Below are 16675 nucleotides of genomic sequence, written 5' to 3'. Positions count from 1 at the left end.
CGTTTCGGAGGGTGACGGCATGGTGGCGGTGGACGGTTATGACGACCGGACGGACGTGTTGACCGCGAGTGGCTGGAAGCCCTGGCCCCTGGTGGACGGCACCGAGACCTTCGCGACCGTGGACCCCGCATCGCGAGCGCTGGGATACCGGGCTGCGACCGCCGTCTTCCACCGCGCGGTCAGCGGCCCGATGTACAGGGTCAGGTCGGAACAGGTTGATCTGCTGGTCGGCCCCGACCATCCCCTGTGGGTCCAACGGGTCGACACACGTGCGGCGAGGCGGGGAGAGCAGCCTTTCGGGATCGAGAGGCCGGGCGCTCTCCTTCACAAGCGCGTCCGCTACGACAAGACGGCGCGATGGCTGTCGGGCACCGAGGCGGATGTGGAGATCCCCTCCGTGAACCGGACCTGGACGCGTTCCGACAACGGCGCCCATTGCACGCGGAGCTACTCGGGCGTGGTCTTTCCGGCCAGGGCGTTCGCGAGGTTTCTCGGCTTCTTCCTGGCAGAGGGGTCGATCAACGGTCACCAGATCGTCCTGGCGCAGAACCGCGGCCCCGGGCTCGACGCGATGGTCGACGCGATACGGGAATTGGGGCTTCCGGCTTACGTGCCGGCTTCGGGCTGCGGGTCCGTCCGGACCCAGTGCGTCCCTCTGCGGGACTTCCTGGCTCGGCTGGGGCGGGCGATCGACAAGAGGCTGCCCGAGGTGGTGCAGCGGTGGACCCCCGAGGTCATCGCGATCTTCATCGATGCCATGGTCGACGGCGACGGCACCACGCACCAGCGCTCCGGGCACCGCGTGATCTACACCGCGTCCACCGATCTGGCGGGTGGTCTGCAGGTCCTGGCCATCAAAGCCGGGATCAGCGCCAACGTCCGAGTCGATGACCGGGTCGGCATGCTCCGAGTCATGCCCAACGGCCAGTCGTTCCGCAACCTCCGGCCGACTTGTGTCGTCTCGTTGGTCACCAGGCGCAACAGGCCGCTGGTCAATCACGGGCGCGGCCACCCCAGCCGGTATTGGAACGACCATGGCTATCACGACGGGGTAGAGGAGTATTCGGGCGGCGTCCACTCGGTGGCCATGCCGGGGGGACTGCTCGTAGTGCGGCGGAACGGCAAGGTCGTGGTTTCGGGGCCGGCGGCTCCCGCGCTGTGAACTGAGCCCAGCGGTGGGGTAGGCGGTGGGACGCGAGTGGGGAATTATTGGACGGTATGTCTGACATTGTGATACCCGCGGGTGCGCGGGAGCTGCCGGGGTACCTCGCCGTTCCCGAGGGGGAGGGACCCTGGCCGGGCGTCGTCATCGTCTTCGAGGCGATGGGCGCCAACGCGGACATGCGCGCCCAGGCCGACCGGTTCGCCGCGCAGGGCTACCTGGCCGTCCTGCCGGACCTCTACAACGGGATGCCGTGGGTGCGGTGCGTCACCAAGGCGATGCGCGACATGCGCGCGCAGCGCGGGCCCGCCTACGACGCGATCGAGGCGGCCCGCGCCTGGCTCGCCGGCCGGGACGACTGCACCGGCGGCGTCGGCGTGTGCGGGTTCTGCATGGGCGGCGGGTTCGCGCTGGTGGCGGCGGCGAAGTACGACTTCAAGGCCGCCGCCGCGAACTACGGCATCCTGCCGCGCCGGCCGGCGGAGTCGCTGCGCGGCGCGTGCCCGGTCGTCGCCAGCTACGGCGCGGCCGACCCGACGCTGCGCGGAGCGGCGGGGAAGCTGGAGCGGGCGCTGGAGAGCGCCGGGGTCCCGCACGACGTGAAGGAGTATCCGGGCACCGGGCACTCGTTCCTCACCGGGTTCGCGCCGCCGGCCCCGCTCGGCCCGGTCGCCAGGATCGTGTTCGGGATGGGCCGCGGGCGGGAGAACGCCGCCGACGGGTGGGAGCGGATCTTCGCCTTCTTCGGCGAGTACCTCGCTAAGGAATCTACAACGTAAAGGTGTCGGGCCGGTCGACCGTCAAGCGCGCAGGACGGCCTGGGTCTGGGTCACCTGGGCGACGCGGCGGCCGGTGCCGTCGTAGAGGTCGGTCTGGACGACGATCGACGTGCGCCCGGCGTGCAGCGGGTGCGCGACGCCCTTGACGGAGCCCTCCCTGACCCCGCGGAAGAAGTTCGTCTTCGACTCCAGCGTCGTCGTGAAGGTGTCCGGCGGCAGGTTGAGGAACGCGCACGCGGCGCCGAGGGTGTCGGCGAACGCCATGAGGGCGCCGCCGTGCATGACGCCGCCGGCGGTGCAGCGCTCCGGGGCCCAGTCCAGCAGGCCGGTGACCTCCTCGGGCGCGGCGGCGTCGATCCGGACGCCCAGCGCGCGGGCGAAGGGCATGGCGTCGGTGAGCTGGTCGGGGGTCGGCTGGTCTGTCGTCATGGGGTCTGAAGTCATGGGGTCTGAAGTCATGGCGCCTCCTCGGTGTGCGTGCCGGGTCAACCCTGGTGCCCTTGGCGTCGCGGCGTCCATTACCCGGGACGTAATCGCGGGCGTGACCGCGCGGCCGGTAGCGTCCGGAGCGTGACGACGGCGTTGAGTGACATGCGACCCATCGGCGACCAGCTGCGCGCCTGGCGGCAGCGGCGCCGGCTCAGCCAGCTCGAGCTGGCGTCGGAGGCGGACGTGTCGACCCGGCACCTGAGCTTCGTGGAGACCGGGCGCTCCGCCCCGAGCCGCGAGATGGTGCTGCGGCTCGCCGAGCACCTGGACGTGCCGCTGCGCGACCGCAACCTGCTGCTGGTGGCGGCCGGCTACGCGCCGGTGTTCGACGAGACGCCGATCGAGGAGCCGAGGATGGACGCGGTCCGGGCGGCGCTGAAGCAGGTGCTGACCGGGCACGAGCCGTACCCGGCGGTGGTGGTCGACCGGTTCTGGAACCTCATCGACGCCAACGGCGCGGCCGCGCTCTTCATGGAGGGCGCGCCGCCGGAGCTGCTGGAGCCGCCGCTGAACGTGCTGCGGCTGAGCATGCACCCGGACGGGATGGCGAAGAACATCCTGAACCTCGCCGAGTGGCGCGCCCACATGATCGACCGGGTGCGGCGGCACGTCGCGCTGACCGCGGACGCCGCGCTGACCCAGCTCTACCGGGAGCTGCGGAGCTTCCCGGGGGACGTGGGGGAGGCGATGGCGCCGCCCGCCGGGCACGACGTGTTCGTCCCGCTGCGGATGCGGGTGGACGGCCGGGAGCTGTCCTTCTTCAGCACGATCGCGACGTTCGGCACGCCGGTCGACATCACGGTCGCGGAACTGGCGATCGAGTCGTTCTATCCGGCGGACGCGCCGACGACGGAGTACCTGCGGGAGCGGGCGGGCTGGTGACCGGGCCGCCGCACGCGGGCGGGTCGTGGTGGACGCGGGGGCCCGGCACGCCGAGCCGCCGCAGCGCCGCGGCGGCGGCGCGGACGAGCGGGGGCGGCCCGGCGACGTAGGCGGTGTGGTCGCGGACGCAGTCCAGCAGGCCGGGCAGGACGTCCTGCACGCGGCCGGTCAGGGCGCCGGGGCCCGCCGAGCGCGACAGCACGGGGACGACCCGCAGCCGCGCGGACGCCGCCTCCAGCCGGCGCAGGTCGGGCAGGTCGTAGAGGTCGCCGGCGGTGCGCGCCGCCACCAGGAGGCGGACGTCGCGGCCGGATCCGGCGGCCTGCTCGGCCAGCGCCTTCATGGGGGCGAGCCCGGTGCCGCCGCCGATGAGGAGCAGGTCGCGGCCGGGGTCGGGGTCGAGGGCCATCTCGCCCTCGGCCGGGCCGAGCAGCACGGTGTCGCCGGGGGCGGTGGCCCGGACGAGCGCGCCGCTGACCCAGCCGCCGGGCCGGGCGCGCACGTGCAGGGACAGCGTGCCGTCCGGGCGGGGCGCGTTCGCGACCGAGTAGGGCCGCCACATCCGGGGCCAGCGGCCGGTCTGCACGCTGACGTGCTGCCCGGCGGTGAACGGCAGCGGCCGCTCGGGGCGCAGGGTGAGCACCGCGAGGTCGGGGGCGCGGCGGTCGTGGGCGGTGACCTCGGCGGCCCACCAGGGCGGGGCCTGCGCGGCGTCCCGCTCGGCGGCGGCGATCATGGCCTCGGCGGCGCGCCGGTAGGCGGCGGTCCAGGCGGCCTCGGCGTCGGGCGTCCACAGGTCGGCGGCGAAGACGCGCAGCGTGGCGGTGAGCGCCGCGCCGACGGCGGCGTAGTGCTCGGGACGGACCCCGTACTTGCGGTGGCCGCGGCCCAGCCGGCACAGCCGGGCGGCGAGGTCGGCGGGGTCGTCGCGGTCCCGCGCGATCCGGGCGACCGCGCGGAAGAAGCGGTCGTGCTGGGGGCCCATCGCGGGCGGGAACAGGGCGCGCAGGTGCGGCTCGGCCGCGAAGAGGCGGCCGTAGAAGTAGCCGGTCGCGCCCGCCGGGTCGGCTTCGAGCCGGGCGAAGCAGTCGGCGGCGGTACGGGGTTCCGGTGGCATGTCCGGTTCACTCCCTGCCTTCGGGGCCTGGCACCGGCGGTCGCGGCGTGTCCGGGTGCCCGGCTGGGTGAGATTCTCTCGCCGGAGGCGGTGTGCACTCAACCGAGCGGCCGCAGCGGCGGGCCCGCTGCTGCGGTGCGTGAGCGCCCGTGTGGCCGGAGTGAGCGCTGGAGTCCCCGAATGAGCACGGATACTGATCGGTATCGGTGGATGGCATCGCCGGGCGGCCCGGGCCGGTGCGGAGGCGGAGGAGGAAAGCACTCCCCGGTGGAAGATCCGGCGCGGACGGCGTTCTGGCCGCTTCGGACTGCGCGGGACCGCCGCCTGCGGCAAGCTGGCCGGGGAGAAGGCCGGGGGAGGGATGGCGCGAGGGGGAGGGAGCGGCACCCCGGGGTGCGGCCGGCGGAGCCGGCGCGCCCGCGAGCCGCGCCCGTCGTGCGCGACGTCCGGAGGCCAGTGCTCAGCTGAGGGGGAGACACGCATGTCAGAGGCCGTTCGCGGGGCCGAGGGCCCCGCCACCGGTGCCGGCGGGCCGCCGGTCATCGGGATCACCACCTACCAGGAGCCGGCCCGCTGGGGGACCTGGGTGCGCGAGGCCGCGCTGCTGCCCGCGCCCTACGCGCGGTCGGTCGAGCGGGCCGGCGGCGTCCCGGTGCTGCTGCCCCCGGGCGCGACCCTGCGCGGGATCGACCTCGTCATCGGACGGCTGGACGGGCTCGTGCTGGCCGGCGGCGGCGACGTCGACCCCGACCTCTACGGCGCCGCCCGGCACCACGAGACGGGGCCGCCGCAGCCGCAGCGCGACCGGTTCGAGCTCGCGCTCGTCCGCGCGGCCGTGTCGGCGGACCTGCCGTTCCTGGCGATCTGCCGGGGCATGCAGGTGCTGAACGTCGCGCGGGGCGGCACGCTCATCCAGCACCTCCCGGAGGCCGTCGGCCACCGCGGGCACGCGCCGCAGGCCGGGCTGGTCGGCTCGCACCCGGTGCGGATCAGCCCGACCAGCCAGATCGGCAAGATCCTCGGGGAGGCGGCGGAGGTCCCGACCTACCACCACCAGGCGGTCGGGCGGCTCGGCAAGGGCCTGTCGGCCGTGGCGTGGGCGGAGGACCAGGTGGTCGAGGCCGTCGAGCTGCAGGGCCACCGCTTCGGCCTCGCCGTGCAGTGGCATCCCGAGGAGGGCGAGGACAAGCGCCTGTTCGAGGCGCTGGTCGCGGAGGCCGCGGGCCGCTGAGGCGGGATTGGCCCGTCGCTTCCGGGGGAAGGCGATCCCGTGGAAAACGCCACAAATCCCCGGGGAGGCCGCCGCATGCCCGTCCATCCGCAGACCGCGAGCTTCCTGGAGCTGCTCGCCTCCTGGACGGCCGTGCCGTCCGGGTCCGGGGCGCGGGCCGAGCCGACGATCGCGGAGATGCGGGAGCGGATCGGCGCGGCGTACCCGGTCGAGCGGCGTGAGCTGCCGTACGTGCGCGACATCGCGGTGCCGGGTCCGGGCGGCCCGGTGCCGGTGCGGCTGTACCGCCCGGCGCCGCTCGCGCGCGGGCCGCTGCCCGCCGTCGTGTACCTGCACGGCGGCGGCTGGGTGCTCGGCGGCGTCGACAACGTGGACGCCGCGTGCCGCGACCTCGCGCACGCCGCCGGGTGCGCCGTGCTGAACGTCGGGTACCGGCTGGCGCCCGAGCACCCGTTCCCGGCGGCCGTCGACGACGCGTGGGCGGTCGTCGCCGCCGCGGCGGGGGAGCCCGGACGCCCCGGCGGCGGCGGGCTGGGGCGCCACGGCATCGCGCCCGGCGCGGTGGCCGTGGCGGGCGACAGCGCCGGCGGCAACCTCGCCGCCGCCGTCGCGCTGCTCGCCCGCGACCGCGGGCTGCCGCTCGCCCACCAGCTGCTGGTGTACCCGGTGACCGACACGGCGATGGACACCCCGAGCTGGCGGGAGTACGGGTCGGGGTACGGGCTGGACGCCGACAGCCTCGCCCGGTTCATGGACCTCTACCGGGGCGGCGCCGACCCGTCGGACTTCCGGCTGGCGCCGCTGCGCGCCCCGGACCTGTCCGGCGCGGCGCCCGCCACCGTCATCACCGCCGAGTGCGACATCCTGCGCGACGAGGCCGAGGCGTACGCGCGCCGGCTCGCGGCCGCCGGGGTACCGGTCGAGCTGCGCCGCTACGACGGCGTCGTGCACTCGTTCTTCCTGCTGCCGGAGATCTTCGACGCCGGCGCGGAGGCGATGGCGTACGCCGTGCGGCGGCTGCGCGCGGCGTTCGCTCCCGCCGGGCCGGACGTGCGGGAGGGCGTCGCGGCGGTCCGCGGCGAGGGATCGCCCGGGGCCGCGTGAAGCCGGGTCCGCGTGAAGCAGGGTCCGCATGAAGCCGGGTCAGCGTGCAGCTGGGGCCCGGTGCCGGGTCAGCCGAAGCGCTTGGCGAGGGCGCCGAGCCCGGTCGCGTAGATGCCCTGCGCGAGGGTCTTCGCCATCGCCTCCTCGTCGGCGGCGTCCGCGGAGAAGTCGGCCCACCACTCGACGAACGCGTGGCCGTTCGCGGTGACGGGCGCGACGCGCAGCTCGCCGCGGCAGTCGCGCACCGGCAGCGGGCACTCCAGGATCTCGTACCGGTAGCCGCGGCCGGGGTCGTCCAGCGCGGTGAGCCGCTCGCGGAACACCGTCTCGCCGGGGCCGATCAGCCGGCGGACGCAGCCGACGCGGTCGCCGGGCCCGCCGTCCTCGATCACGCCGGTCTGCACGCCGGGCATCCAGTCGGCGAGGTTGCCGAAGTCCCGAAGGTAGGACCACACCTCGTCGGCGGGACTGGCGAACACGGCGCTGGCGTAGGACCGGGGCATGGGCTCTCCTCACGGTGGGCGGACCCTCATGCTGGCCCGGCCGGTGTGACGCGGGCAACACCTTGACCGTCCCGAATCTGATTCGGAATGATCGTCGCATGCTGCTCGGGGACCTCGCCCACCGCGGCGCCGCGCTCTGGCCGGACCGCACGGCGTTCGCCTGGGACGGGCGGCGCCGTACCTACCGCGGGCTGCACCGGCGCGCGCGGCGCTGGGCCGGGCTGCTGGCCGCCGGGGGAGTCGCCCCGGACGGCCGCGTCGCGCTGCTGGCCCCGAACGCGCCCGAGGCGGTCGAAGCCGCGTTCGGGGCGTCGCTGATCGGTGCCGCGGTGGTCCCGCTGAACGTGCGGCTGAGCCCCGCCGAGATGCGCTACCAGGTCGAGAACGCGGGCGCCCGGCACGCGGTCGTCCACCCGGCGCTGGGGGCCCTCGCCGGTGCGTCCGGCCTCCTCGATCTCGCCCACTGGACGATCGGCCCGGACCTGGACCGGGCCCTGGACGAGGCGCCGCCGCACGACCTGCCCCGCCCCGGCCCGGAGGCGCCGGTCGTCCAGCTCTACACCTCGGGCACCACCGGGCATCCGAAGGGCTGCCTGCTGACCAGCCGGAGCTGGGTCGCCGCAGCGGCGAACGCGGTGCAGGCTCTCGGCCTGACCGGCGCGGACCGGCTGCTCGGCGCGCTGCCGCTGTTCCATGTCGCGGGGTACGGCGCCGTGCTCGGCCAGCTGGCCACCGGTGGCACGGTCGTACTGCCGGCCGGCGCGTCCCCCGAGACGCTGTGGCCGCTCATCACCGAGCACGGCGTGACCGTCGCGGTCTTCCCCACTGGGACCGGGCGGGCGCTGCGCCATCCCGCCGCCGCGCCGGAGACCCTCCGCCTGGTCTTCGGCATGGCCGCGACCGAGCGTCCCGCGACGCTGGAGCGGCTGCGCGGCCTCGGCATCGGCTACCGGGGCGTGTACGGCTCGACCGAGGCCGGGAACTTCGTGGCCGTGTCCACGCTGGAGGACGAGCTGGCCGCGCCCGGCACGGTCGGCCGCCCGCTGCCCGCCTTCGACCTCGCCCTGGACGGCGCGGACGGCCCCGGCGCGGTCGGCGAGCTCCTGCTGCGCGGCGCGAGCCTGATGGCCGGATACGCCGGGCACCCCGCGCTCCCGCCGGACGGGTGGCTGCGCACGGGCGACCTCATGCGGCTGGACGGCGAGGGCCGCCTCCACTTCACCGACCGCGCCAAGGACATGGTCAAGAGCGGCGGCGAGAACGTGTACTGCGCGGAGGTCGAGCGCGTCCTCGCCGAGCATCCCGGCGTCCGGGACGCCGCGGTGATCGGCGTCCCGGACCGGCGCTGGGGCGAGGCGGTCAAGGCCCTGGTCGTGGTGCGCGGCGGCACCACGCCCGCGGACCTGGACGCGCACTGCCGGGCCCGGCTCGGCGCGTTCAAGCGCCCCCGCTGGTACGAGGTGGTCGCGGAGATCCCGCGCAACCACTCGGGCAAGGTCCGCAAGCGGGAGCTGCGCGCCGCGCACGACCCGGGCACGTCCGTCCGGCTCCCCGAGACCGGCGGGTAGGCCCGCCCGGCACGACGTGCGGGCCGGTACGACTCGGCCGGCCGGCACGACTCGGCCGGCTAGTACGACTCGGCCGGCTAGTACGACTCGGCCGGCTAGTACGACTTGGGCAGGCCCAGCTCATGCTGCGCGATGTGGGCGAGGACGAGCTCCTCCGCGACCGGGATGTTCTTGGCGATGCGGGCGTCGCGGAACATCCGGGCGATCGGGTACTCCATCGAGTACGCCATCCCGCCGTAGGTCTGGAAGGCGCGGTCGGCCGCCTGCCAGGCCGCGTCCGCCGCGGTCAGCTTGGCGATGTTGGCCTCCGAACCGCAGGGCCGGCCGCGGTCCCACAGCCAGGCGGCCTTGTAGGTCATCAGCCGCGCCAGCTCCAGCTGCGCCTTGGCCTTGGCGAGCGGGAAGGCGATGGCCTGGTTGGTCCCGATCGGCTTGCCGAACGGCGCCCGGTCGGTGGCGTACTCGCAGGCGAGCTTCAGCACCAGCCCGCCGGACCCGACGCCGCCCGCCGCGGCGAGGATGCGCTCGGGGTTGAGGATGTCCCACAGGACCAGGAACCCCTGGTCGGGCTCGCCGAGGACCCGCTCGGCCGGGACGCGCACCTCGTCCAGGAACACCATGCTGGACGCCACGGTGTTGGTGCCGAGCTTGGGGATCGGCTGGAAGGTGAGGGTGCCGTCGGCGACGGCCTGCTCGACGTCCACCAGCAGGACGGTGAACCCGGACGTGCGGGGCCGCGCCTCGGCGGCCGGGATCGTCCGGGTGACCAGGACGAGGTGGTCGGCGCGCTCGACGCCGGAGATCCAGATCTTCTGGCCGCTCACCACGTAGTGGTCGCCGTCGCGGCGGGCCTGGGTGGAGATGTTGATCGCGTTGCTGCCCGCGTCCGGCTCGGTGATCGCGAAGCAGGTCTCGACCTCCCCGGCGGCGATCTTCGGCAGCAGCTCGCGCTTCTGCTCCTCGGTCCCGTGCCGGTTGATCGTGAGCCCGCCGAACGCGGGGGTCAGCAGGTACATGAACGACGCCGCGCCGCCCGCGCCGCCCTCGGCCAGCGCCTCCAGGGCGACGGCCAGCTCCAGCAGCCCCTGGCCCCCGCCGCCGTACTCCTCCGGGATCGCCAGGGCGTGCCAGCCGCCGGCCACCAGCTCCCGCCAGACCTCCTCCGGCCACCGCTTGTCCGCGTCGCAGCGGCCCCAGTACTCCTGGTCGTACTTCCCGGCGATCGCCAGCACGCCCTCGCGCACCGCGGCCGCGCTCTCCGGCAGGTCGAAGTCCACCGCGCCTCCCTCAATTCGCGTCCGCACCACGGTAGCCGATTTCAGTAAGTGGACACTGACGCGGGGTGCGGACTGCGGTGTGCTCCGCGGGTGCCGCGCGGGCGCGGTCATTGAAGCGCGCCGCACCGGGTAGGCGAACCGCGGACACCGAATCGGGGAGGGAGCCCATGCGGCCGCGCGACAGGTGGATGCTGGCCGGCGGACGGTGGAGCCAGGGCACCGGGCAGGACGCCTACACGATGACCGACCCGGCGACCGGCGAGCCGCTGGGGGTGGTGGCCGTGTCCGGGCCGGCCGACGTCGCCGAGGCGGTGGCGGCGGCCGGCGACGCCGCGCCCGGCTGGGCCGCCACCCCGGCCGCCGACCGGGGCGCGGCCCTGCACGCCGCGGCGCGCGCGGTCGAGGAGCGGGCGGACGAGCTGGCCGCGCTGGTGACCGCCGAGATGGGCAAGCCGTCCGGCGACGCGCTCGGCGGCGTCGAGGCCGGGATCGGGACGCTGCGCCAGTACGCCGAGCTGGGCCCCCTGCACGGCGGCCGCAGCCTCCAGGGCGGCTGGCGGGCCGCCGACTTCATGGTCCGCGAGCCGCGCGGCGTCGTCGCGGTCATCACCCCGTGGAACGACCCGGTCGCCATCGCCTGCGGGCTGATCGGTGCCGCGCTGGCGACCGGGAACACCGTCGTGCACAAGCCCTCCGAACGGACGCCGCACACCGGCGCGCTGCTCGCCGAGCTGCTCGGCGGGAGCCTCCCGGACGGCGTCCTGAACCTGGTGACCGGCGGCGCCGCGACGGGCGAGGCCCTCGCCGGCCACCCGGACGCCGACGTCGTCGCGCACGTCGGCTCCACCGCCGCCGGGCGCCGCGTCGCCGAGCTGGCCCTGCGCACGGGCGCCCGGACCGTGCTGGAGAGCGGCGGCTGCGACCCGCTCATCGTGGACGGCGACGTCGACCCGGAATGGGCCGCCGGGCAGGCGGCCCTCGGCTGCTTCGCCAACGCCGGGCAGATCTGCACGTCCGTCGAGCGGGTCTACGTCCACGAGGCGGTGGCCGAACCCTTCCTGGAGGCCCTCACGGAACGGGCGCGCGGCCTGCGGATGGGGCCCGGCGCGGAGGAGGGCACCGAGCTGGGACCGCTCGTCGACGAGCGGCACCGCACCCACGTTCACCAGCAGGTCGAGAAGGCGGTCGCGGACGGCGCCCGCCTCCTGGCCGGCGGGCGGATCCCGCCCGGCCCCGGCGCCTTCTACCCGGCGACGGTCCTCGCGGGCTGCGCCGACGCCATGCCGATCATGGCGGAGGAGGTGTTCGGGCCGGTCGCGCCCGTGCGCACCGTGGCCTCCTTCGACCACGCCCTGGACGCCGCGCGCCGCTCCCGGCACGGCCTCGCCGCCACCGTCCTCACCCGGGACATGGCGCACGCGCAGGCCGCCTGGCGCACGCTGAACGTCGGCACGGTGAAGGTCAACGCCGTGTTCGGCGGCGCCCCGGGCGGCGCCGCCGAACCGCGCCGAGGCAGCGGCCGCGGCTTCGGCTACGGCCCCGAGCTGCTGGACGAGATGACCACGGTGAAGGCCGTCCACATCCAGACCGACGTGCCCTGACGCCCGGGACCGGTCAGGCCGTCAGCCCTTGACGGTCAGCAGCGGCCGCAGCTCCGGCTCTCCCGTGCGGGCGAGACGGGAGTCCTGGCGAGGCGGGCCGACGGTAGCGCGGGGTCAGGCGCCCGGGCCACCGGTTCTCTCGGGGACGGACAGGTAGCGGGCCACCAGCCGGGCCACGAAGTGCGCGAACTCCTCCGGCGGGCCGGACGGCAGCATGATGTGGCTCATCGTCAGCCGCACCGCCGCGTCGGCGACCTCGGTGAGGGCGTCGCGGTCCAGATGCGGCCAGTGCCGCAGCGCGTGCTCGGCGATGCGGGCGCTGGCGGCGAACAGCACCGGCTCGGCCTGCGTGGTGAGCAGCGGCAGCATCTCGTCGCCGCCCGCGCCGGTCAGCACCGCCTTCTTCAGCTGGTCGTCCGCCGAGGTCTCCAGCGTGTACGTCACGGCGGCGACGACCGCGGAGTACACGTCGTCGTGCCGGGACAGCGCCGCGTCGACGCCGTCGAGGTAGCGCTCGTTGTCGCGGACCACGACCGCCTGGGCCAGCCCCCACTTGTCGCCGAACTCGTTGTAGACGGTCTGCCGGCTCACCCCGGCGGTCTCGGCGACGTCCCGCATGCGGACGGCCCGGTAGCCGCGCTCGACGAGCAGCTCGGCGGCGGCGTCGAGCAGGGACTCGCGCACGTCGCGTCCGGCGGTGCCCATGGTGTCGTCGTTCCTCCGGATGCTGGACGGGCTGCCATTATCGCGCGCCGCCCGGCGGCGGGGCCATCCAGGAGCCCGGCGGGCGCGGCCCGGTCCGGGAGGCGGGCGCACCGCCCCCGCGGGCCGCTCTCTAGAGTGAGGGCCCATCGGCGCAGGCGACGGTGAGGAGGCCGGGTGGGCGGGATCCTTGTGGCCAACCGGGGAGAGATCGCGCTGCGGGTCGTGCGGGCCGCGGCCGAGCTGGGCCTGCGGACGGTCGCCGTCCGCACCCGCGACGACGCGGCCTCGGCGCACGTCCGCCGCGCCGACGAGGTGCGGGAGCTGCCCGGCGAGGGCGTCGCCGGCTACCTCGACGCGGACGCGCTCATCGCCGCCGCCAAGGACGCCGGGGCCGCCGCCGTCCACCCCGGCTACGGGTTCCTGAGCGAGAACGCGGCCTTCGCCGCGGGCTGCGCCGCCGCCGGGCTCGCGTTCGTGGGCCCCCGCCCCGAACTGCTGGAGCTGTTCGGCGACAAGGCGCGGGCGCGGGAGCTGGCCCGCGCGGCGGGGGTTCCGGTGGCGCCGGGCACGGGCGGCGCGGTGGGCCTGGCGGAAGCCGAGGCGTTCGCCCGCGAGCACGGGCCCGTGATGCTGAAGGCGCTCGCGGGCGGCGGCGGGCGCGGCATGCGCGTCGTCGCCGACCCGGAGGAGATGGCCGCCGCCTACGAGCGGTGCCGGTCGGAGGCGCTCGCCTCGTTCGGCTCCGGCGACCTGTACGCGGAGAAGTACGTGCCCCGCGCCCGCCACATCGAGGTCCAGGTCGCCGGGGACGGGACGGGCGCCGTCACCCACCTGTGGGAGCGCGACTGCAGCGTCCAGCGGCGCCACCAGAAGCTGATCGAGGTCGCGCCCGCGCCCGCGCTGCCCGCCGGGACGCGGGACGCGCTGCTGGACGCCGCGCTGCGCATGGCCGCCCGCGTCCGCTACGAGGGCCTCGGCACGTTCGAGTTCCTCGTCGCGGGCGCCGAGTTCTGGTTCCTGGAGGCCAACCCCCGGCTCCAGGTCGAGCACACCGTCACCGAGGAGATCACCGGCGTCGACCTGGTGAAGGCCCAGATCCGGCTCGCGCTGGGGGAGGACCTCGCGGGCGTGGGCCTGGCCGCGCCGCCGCCGGCGTCCGGCTGCGCCGTGCAGGTGCGCGTCAACACCGAGACGATCGGCGCGGACGGCGCGCCGCACCCCCGCGCCGGGACGCTCACCGCGTTCGCGCCGCCGTCCGGGCCCGGCGTCCGCGTCGACACCTGCGGCTACGCCGGGTACCGGACCGGACTGCGCTACGACCCGCTGCTCGCCAAGGTGATCGCCCGCGCCGAGGACCTCCCGTCCGCCGCCGCGCGGGCGCACGGAGCGCTCGGCGAGTTCGAGGTAGCGGGCGTGCCCACGAGCATCCCGCTGCTCCAGGGCGTGCTGCGGCACCCGGAGTTCACCGCCGGACGCGCCGACACCTCCTTCATCGGCACCCACCTGGCCGAGCTGCTGGAGAGCGAGCACCGCCGCTACTACCCCGAGACCGCCCCCGGTGCCGCCGAGCCGGAGGCCGCCGCCGTGCCGGACGCACCGCCCGGCACGGTCGCCGTCCCCGCCCCGATGCAGGGGACGGTCGTGGGCTTCGAGACGGCCGAGGGCGACCTCGTCCGGGCCGGGACGCCGGTGGCGGTCCTCGAGGCGATGAAGATGGAGCACGTCGTCCGCGCGGCCGAGGCGGGCGTGGTCCGGATGCTGGCCGCCGCACCCGGGGACACCGTGGCCGAGGGCGCCCCGCTGCTGTTCACCGAACCCGCGGACGCCGGCGGCGGAGTCGCCGCCGAGGAGGACGAGACCGACCTCGCCGCGATCCGCGCCGACCTCGCCGAGACGCTGCGCCGCCACGAGATCGGCCTCGACGCGGCGCGGCCCGAGGCCGTCGCCAAGCGGCACGCGCGCGGCCACCGCACCGCCCGCGAGAACATCGCCGACCTGTGCGACCCCGGCACGTTCGTCGAGTACGGCGCCCTCGCGATCGCCGCGCAGCGGCAGCGCCGCCCCCTGGACGAGCTCATCGAGCGCACCCCGGCCGACGGCATGGTGTGCGGCATCGGGGACGTCGACGGCGAGCAGGCCGTCGTCATGTCCTACGACTACATGGTGCTGGCCGGGACGCAGGGCCACCAGAACCACCGCAAGACCGACCGGATGCTCGACATCGCCCACCGCCGCCGCCTCCCGCTGGTGCTGTTCGCCGAGGGCGGCGGGGGCCGCCCCGGCGACACCGACACCAGCAGCGTGTCCGGCCTGGACGTGACGACCTTCCACGCGATGGGGCGGCTCAGCGGCGTCGTCCCGTCGGTGGGGATCGCCTCCGGGCGCTGCTTCGCCGGGAACGCCGCCCTGCTCGGCTGCTGCGACACCATCATCGCCACGCGCGACGCCAACATCGGCATGGGCGGCCCCGCGATGATCGAGGGCGGCGGCCTCGGCGTGTTCGCCCCCGAGGAGATCGGCCCGATCGCCGACCAGGAACACAACGGGGTCGTCGACATCGTCGTGGAGGACGAGGCCGAGGCCGTCGACGCCGCGCGCCGCTACCTGTCGTACTTCCGCGGCCCGCGGGCGGAGTGGGAGTGCGGCGACCAGCGCGTCCTGCGGCACCTCGTCCCGGAGAACCGCAAGCGCGCCTACGACGTCCGCCGCGCCGTCGGGCACCTCGCCGACACCGGGTCGGTGCTTGAGCTGCGCCGCGCCTTCGGCGTCGGGATCATCACCGCGCTGGTGCGGATCGAGGGCCGCCCGATGGGCCTCATCGCCAGCAACCCCGCGCACCTCGGCGGCGCCATCGACCGCGACGCCGCCGACAAGGCCGCCCGGTTCCTGCAGCTGTGCGACGCGCACGGCCTGCCCGTGGTGTCGCTGTGCGACACCCCCGGCTTCATGGTCGGCCCGGACGCCGAGCGCACCGCGACCGTCCGGCACTTCAGCCGGCTGTTCGTCATCGGCGCCAACCTGCGCGTCCCGATCATCACGGTCGTGCTGCGCAAGGGCTACGGGCTCGGCGCGCAGGCCATGGCGGGCGGCGGGTTCAAGGCGCCGCTCGCGACCGTCGCCTGGCCCACCGGCGAGATCGGCGGCATGGGGCTGGAGGGCGCCGTCCGGCTCGGGTTCCGCAAGGAGCTGGAGGCGGCCGAGGACCCGCAGGCCCTGTTCGAGCAGATGGTGGCCGCCGCCTACGAGTACGGCAAGGCGCTGCACGCGGCCACGGTGTTCGAGCTGGACGACGTCATCGACCCCGCGGACACCCGCCGCTGGATCACCGCGGTGCTCGCCGGAGCACCGCCGGTACAGGACCGTCCCCGGCCGTGGATCGACACGTGGTGACCGGCCGGCCGGCGCGGTAGGCGTCCCGCACCCGCGGGTCGGCCCGGACCTCCGCGGGCGCGCCCGCCGCGATCACCCGGCCGCCGTCCAGGACGTGCAGGGCGTCGCAGACGCCGAGCACCGGCTCCAATTCCCGCCCGGCCACCAGCACGGCGAGGCCCTCGGCGGCCAGGTCGCGCAGCAGCACCTCCAGGGCGCGCGCGTACCGCACCGGCAGGCCGTCCCAGGGCTCGTCCAGCAGCAGCACCGCAGGTTCGGCGGCCAGGGCCCGCGCCAGCCCGGTCAGGAGTGCGACGCCGGGCGGGGCCTCCCGCGCGCACCGGTCGGCGTACTCGGCGATGCCGACGCGGGCGAGCACCTCGTCGGCGCGCCGGCCCGCGTCGCGCCGGGCGTCCAGGCGGCGCCGCCACCGGTCGCGCGCCGTCCGGCCGGGGACCGGCGCCGTCAGCGCGTGCCGCGCGGCGGCGGCCCGCACCGCCTCCCGCACGGTGCGCGCGCCCGCGGGCTCCGGCCCCGGGGCTGCGCGGGCGATGCCGCGCCGGGCCCGCTCGCGGGCGGCGCTCCCGGTCAGGTCGGCGTCGCCGAGGTGGACGGTGCCCGCCGCGGGGCGCCGCAGCCCGGCGATCACCTCGCACAGCGTCGTCTTGCCCGCGCCGTCCGGGCCGATCAGCCCGGTGACCGCGCCGGGCGGCGCGGCGAGCCCGGCGCCGTCCACGGCCGTCACCGCGCCGAACCGTACCGTGACGTCGCGCACCAGGAGCCCTGCCATACCGTCCGCACCTCGGCTCACTGTGATGTGGATCACCGGCGGACCCCACACCCTACTGAGGCGCGGACGCGGCGGCAACGCCCTGTGCCGGGCGCCGC

The 16675-nt window shown here is 75.7% G+C and carries 14 protein-coding genes; 8 read left to right on the top strand and 6 right to left on the bottom strand.

Going from position 1 to position 16675, the window contains the following annotated elements; genetic code table 11:
* The first annotated feature begins 19 nt into the window (after nucleotides 1–19).
* Together CHF16_RS22135 and CHF16_RS22130 are read left to right on the top strand one after the other, a co-directional pair.
* On the top strand, nucleotides 20–1162 hold the full coding sequence (locus CHF16_RS22135; protein ID WP_089328012.1) for an LAGLIDADG family homing endonuclease: 1143 nt from the start codon (nucleotides 20–22) through the stop codon (nucleotides 1160–1162).
* A 56-nt stretch (nucleotides 1163–1218) separates the two neighbouring features.
* On the top strand, nucleotides 1219–1941 hold the full coding sequence (locus CHF16_RS22130) for a dienelactone hydrolase family protein (protein ID WP_089328011.1): 723 nt from the start codon (nucleotides 1219–1221) through the stop codon (nucleotides 1939–1941).
* 21 nt (nucleotides 1942–1962) lie between these two features.
* Here the strand turns inward: CHF16_RS22130 and CHF16_RS22125 are convergent, their stop codons facing one another.
* Nucleotides 1963–2370, bottom strand: coding sequence for a PaaI family thioesterase (locus tag CHF16_RS22125; protein WP_089328010.1), 408 nt, complete (start codon nucleotides 2368–2370; stop codon nucleotides 1963–1965).
* Nucleotides 2371–2532: 162 nt separating this feature from the next.
* Here CHF16_RS22125 and CHF16_RS22120 point away from each other — a divergent pair, with 162 nt between their 5' ends.
* Complete coding sequence (locus CHF16_RS22120; RefSeq protein ID WP_089328009.1) at nucleotides 2533–3312, top strand: helix-turn-helix domain-containing protein; 780 nt, start codon at nucleotides 2533–2535, stop codon at nucleotides 3310–3312.
* On the opposite strand, the gene CHF16_RS22115 is transcribed toward CHF16_RS22120, so the two are convergent.
* A complete protein-coding gene (locus CHF16_RS22115) occupies nucleotides 3227–4429 on the bottom strand; it encodes a globin domain-containing protein (protein WP_089328008.1) in 1203 nt (400 codons plus the stop codon). The two genes, CHF16_RS22120 and CHF16_RS22115, sit on opposite strands and share 86 nt — an antisense overlap.
* A 481-nt stretch (nucleotides 4430–4910) precedes the next feature.
* On the opposite strand from CHF16_RS22115, the gene CHF16_RS22110 reads away from it, so the two are divergent.
* Both CHF16_RS22110 and CHF16_RS22105 read left to right on the top strand, forming a co-directional pair.
* Nucleotides 4911–5660, top strand: coding sequence for a gamma-glutamyl-gamma-aminobutyrate hydrolase family protein (locus tag CHF16_RS22110; RefSeq protein ID WP_089328007.1), 750 nt, complete (start codon nucleotides 4911–4913; stop codon nucleotides 5658–5660).
* A gap of 75 nt (nucleotides 5661–5735) precedes the next feature.
* On the top strand, nucleotides 5736–6764 hold the full coding sequence (locus tag CHF16_RS22105) for an alpha/beta hydrolase (protein WP_089328006.1): 1029 nt from the start codon (nucleotides 5736–5738) through the stop codon (nucleotides 6762–6764).
* A 68-nt stretch (nucleotides 6765–6832) separates the two neighbouring features.
* On the opposite strand, the gene CHF16_RS22100 is transcribed toward CHF16_RS22105, so the two are convergent.
* Entirely contained in the window at nucleotides 6833–7267 is a 435-nt protein-coding gene (locus CHF16_RS22100; RefSeq protein ID WP_089328005.1) for an SRPBCC family protein, read from the bottom strand.
* Nucleotides 7268–7365: 98 nt separating this feature from the next.
* Here CHF16_RS22100 and CHF16_RS22095 point away from each other — a divergent pair, with 98 nt between their 5' ends.
* Complete coding sequence (locus CHF16_RS22095) at nucleotides 7366–8835, top strand: class I adenylate-forming enzyme family protein (protein ID WP_089328004.1); 1470 nt, start codon at nucleotides 7366–7368, stop codon at nucleotides 8833–8835.
* A gap of 95 nt (nucleotides 8836–8930) precedes the next feature.
* Here CHF16_RS22095 and CHF16_RS22090 read toward each other — a convergent pair whose 3' ends face one another.
* The gene (locus CHF16_RS22090) at nucleotides 8931–10112 is read right to left on the bottom strand and encodes an acyl-CoA dehydrogenase family protein (protein ID WP_089328003.1); all 1182 of its coding nucleotides are present in this window, start codon (nucleotides 10110–10112) and stop codon (nucleotides 8931–8933) included.
* 167 nt (nucleotides 10113–10279) lie between these two features.
* On the opposite strand from CHF16_RS22090, the gene CHF16_RS22085 reads away from it, so the two are divergent.
* Complete coding sequence (locus tag CHF16_RS22085; RefSeq protein ID WP_218826776.1) at nucleotides 10280–11713, top strand: aldehyde dehydrogenase family protein; 1434 nt, start codon at nucleotides 10280–10282, stop codon at nucleotides 11711–11713.
* 114 nt (nucleotides 11714–11827) lie between these two features.
* Here CHF16_RS22085 and CHF16_RS22080 read toward each other — a convergent pair whose 3' ends face one another.
* Nucleotides 11828–12418, bottom strand: coding sequence for a TetR/AcrR family transcriptional regulator (locus CHF16_RS22080; protein WP_089328002.1), 591 nt, complete (start codon nucleotides 12416–12418; stop codon nucleotides 11828–11830).
* A gap of 174 nt (nucleotides 12419–12592) precedes the next feature.
* Between CHF16_RS22080 and CHF16_RS22075 the strand changes: the two genes are divergently transcribed.
* Entirely contained in the window at nucleotides 12593–15808 is a 3216-nt protein-coding gene (locus CHF16_RS22075) for an acetyl-CoA carboxylase family protein (RefSeq protein ID WP_089328001.1), read from the top strand.
* Here CHF16_RS22075 and CHF16_RS22070 read toward each other — a convergent pair.
* Entirely contained in the window at nucleotides 15741–16577 is an 837-nt protein-coding gene (locus CHF16_RS22070; RefSeq protein ID WP_089328000.1) for an ATP-binding cassette domain-containing protein, read from the bottom strand. The genes CHF16_RS22075 and CHF16_RS22070 overlap by 68 nt on opposite strands.
* Nucleotides 16578–16675 lie beyond the last annotated feature (98 nt).

Origin of the sequence: Actinomadura meyerae, from assembly GCF_900188445.1 — a bacterium.
Taxonomy (GTDB): Bacteria; Actinomycetota; Actinomycetes; order Streptosporangiales; family Streptosporangiaceae; genus Spirillospora; species Spirillospora meyerae.
Note: the sequence above shows the minus strand (reverse complement) of the source record. Positions and strands in the feature narration are given on the sequence as shown.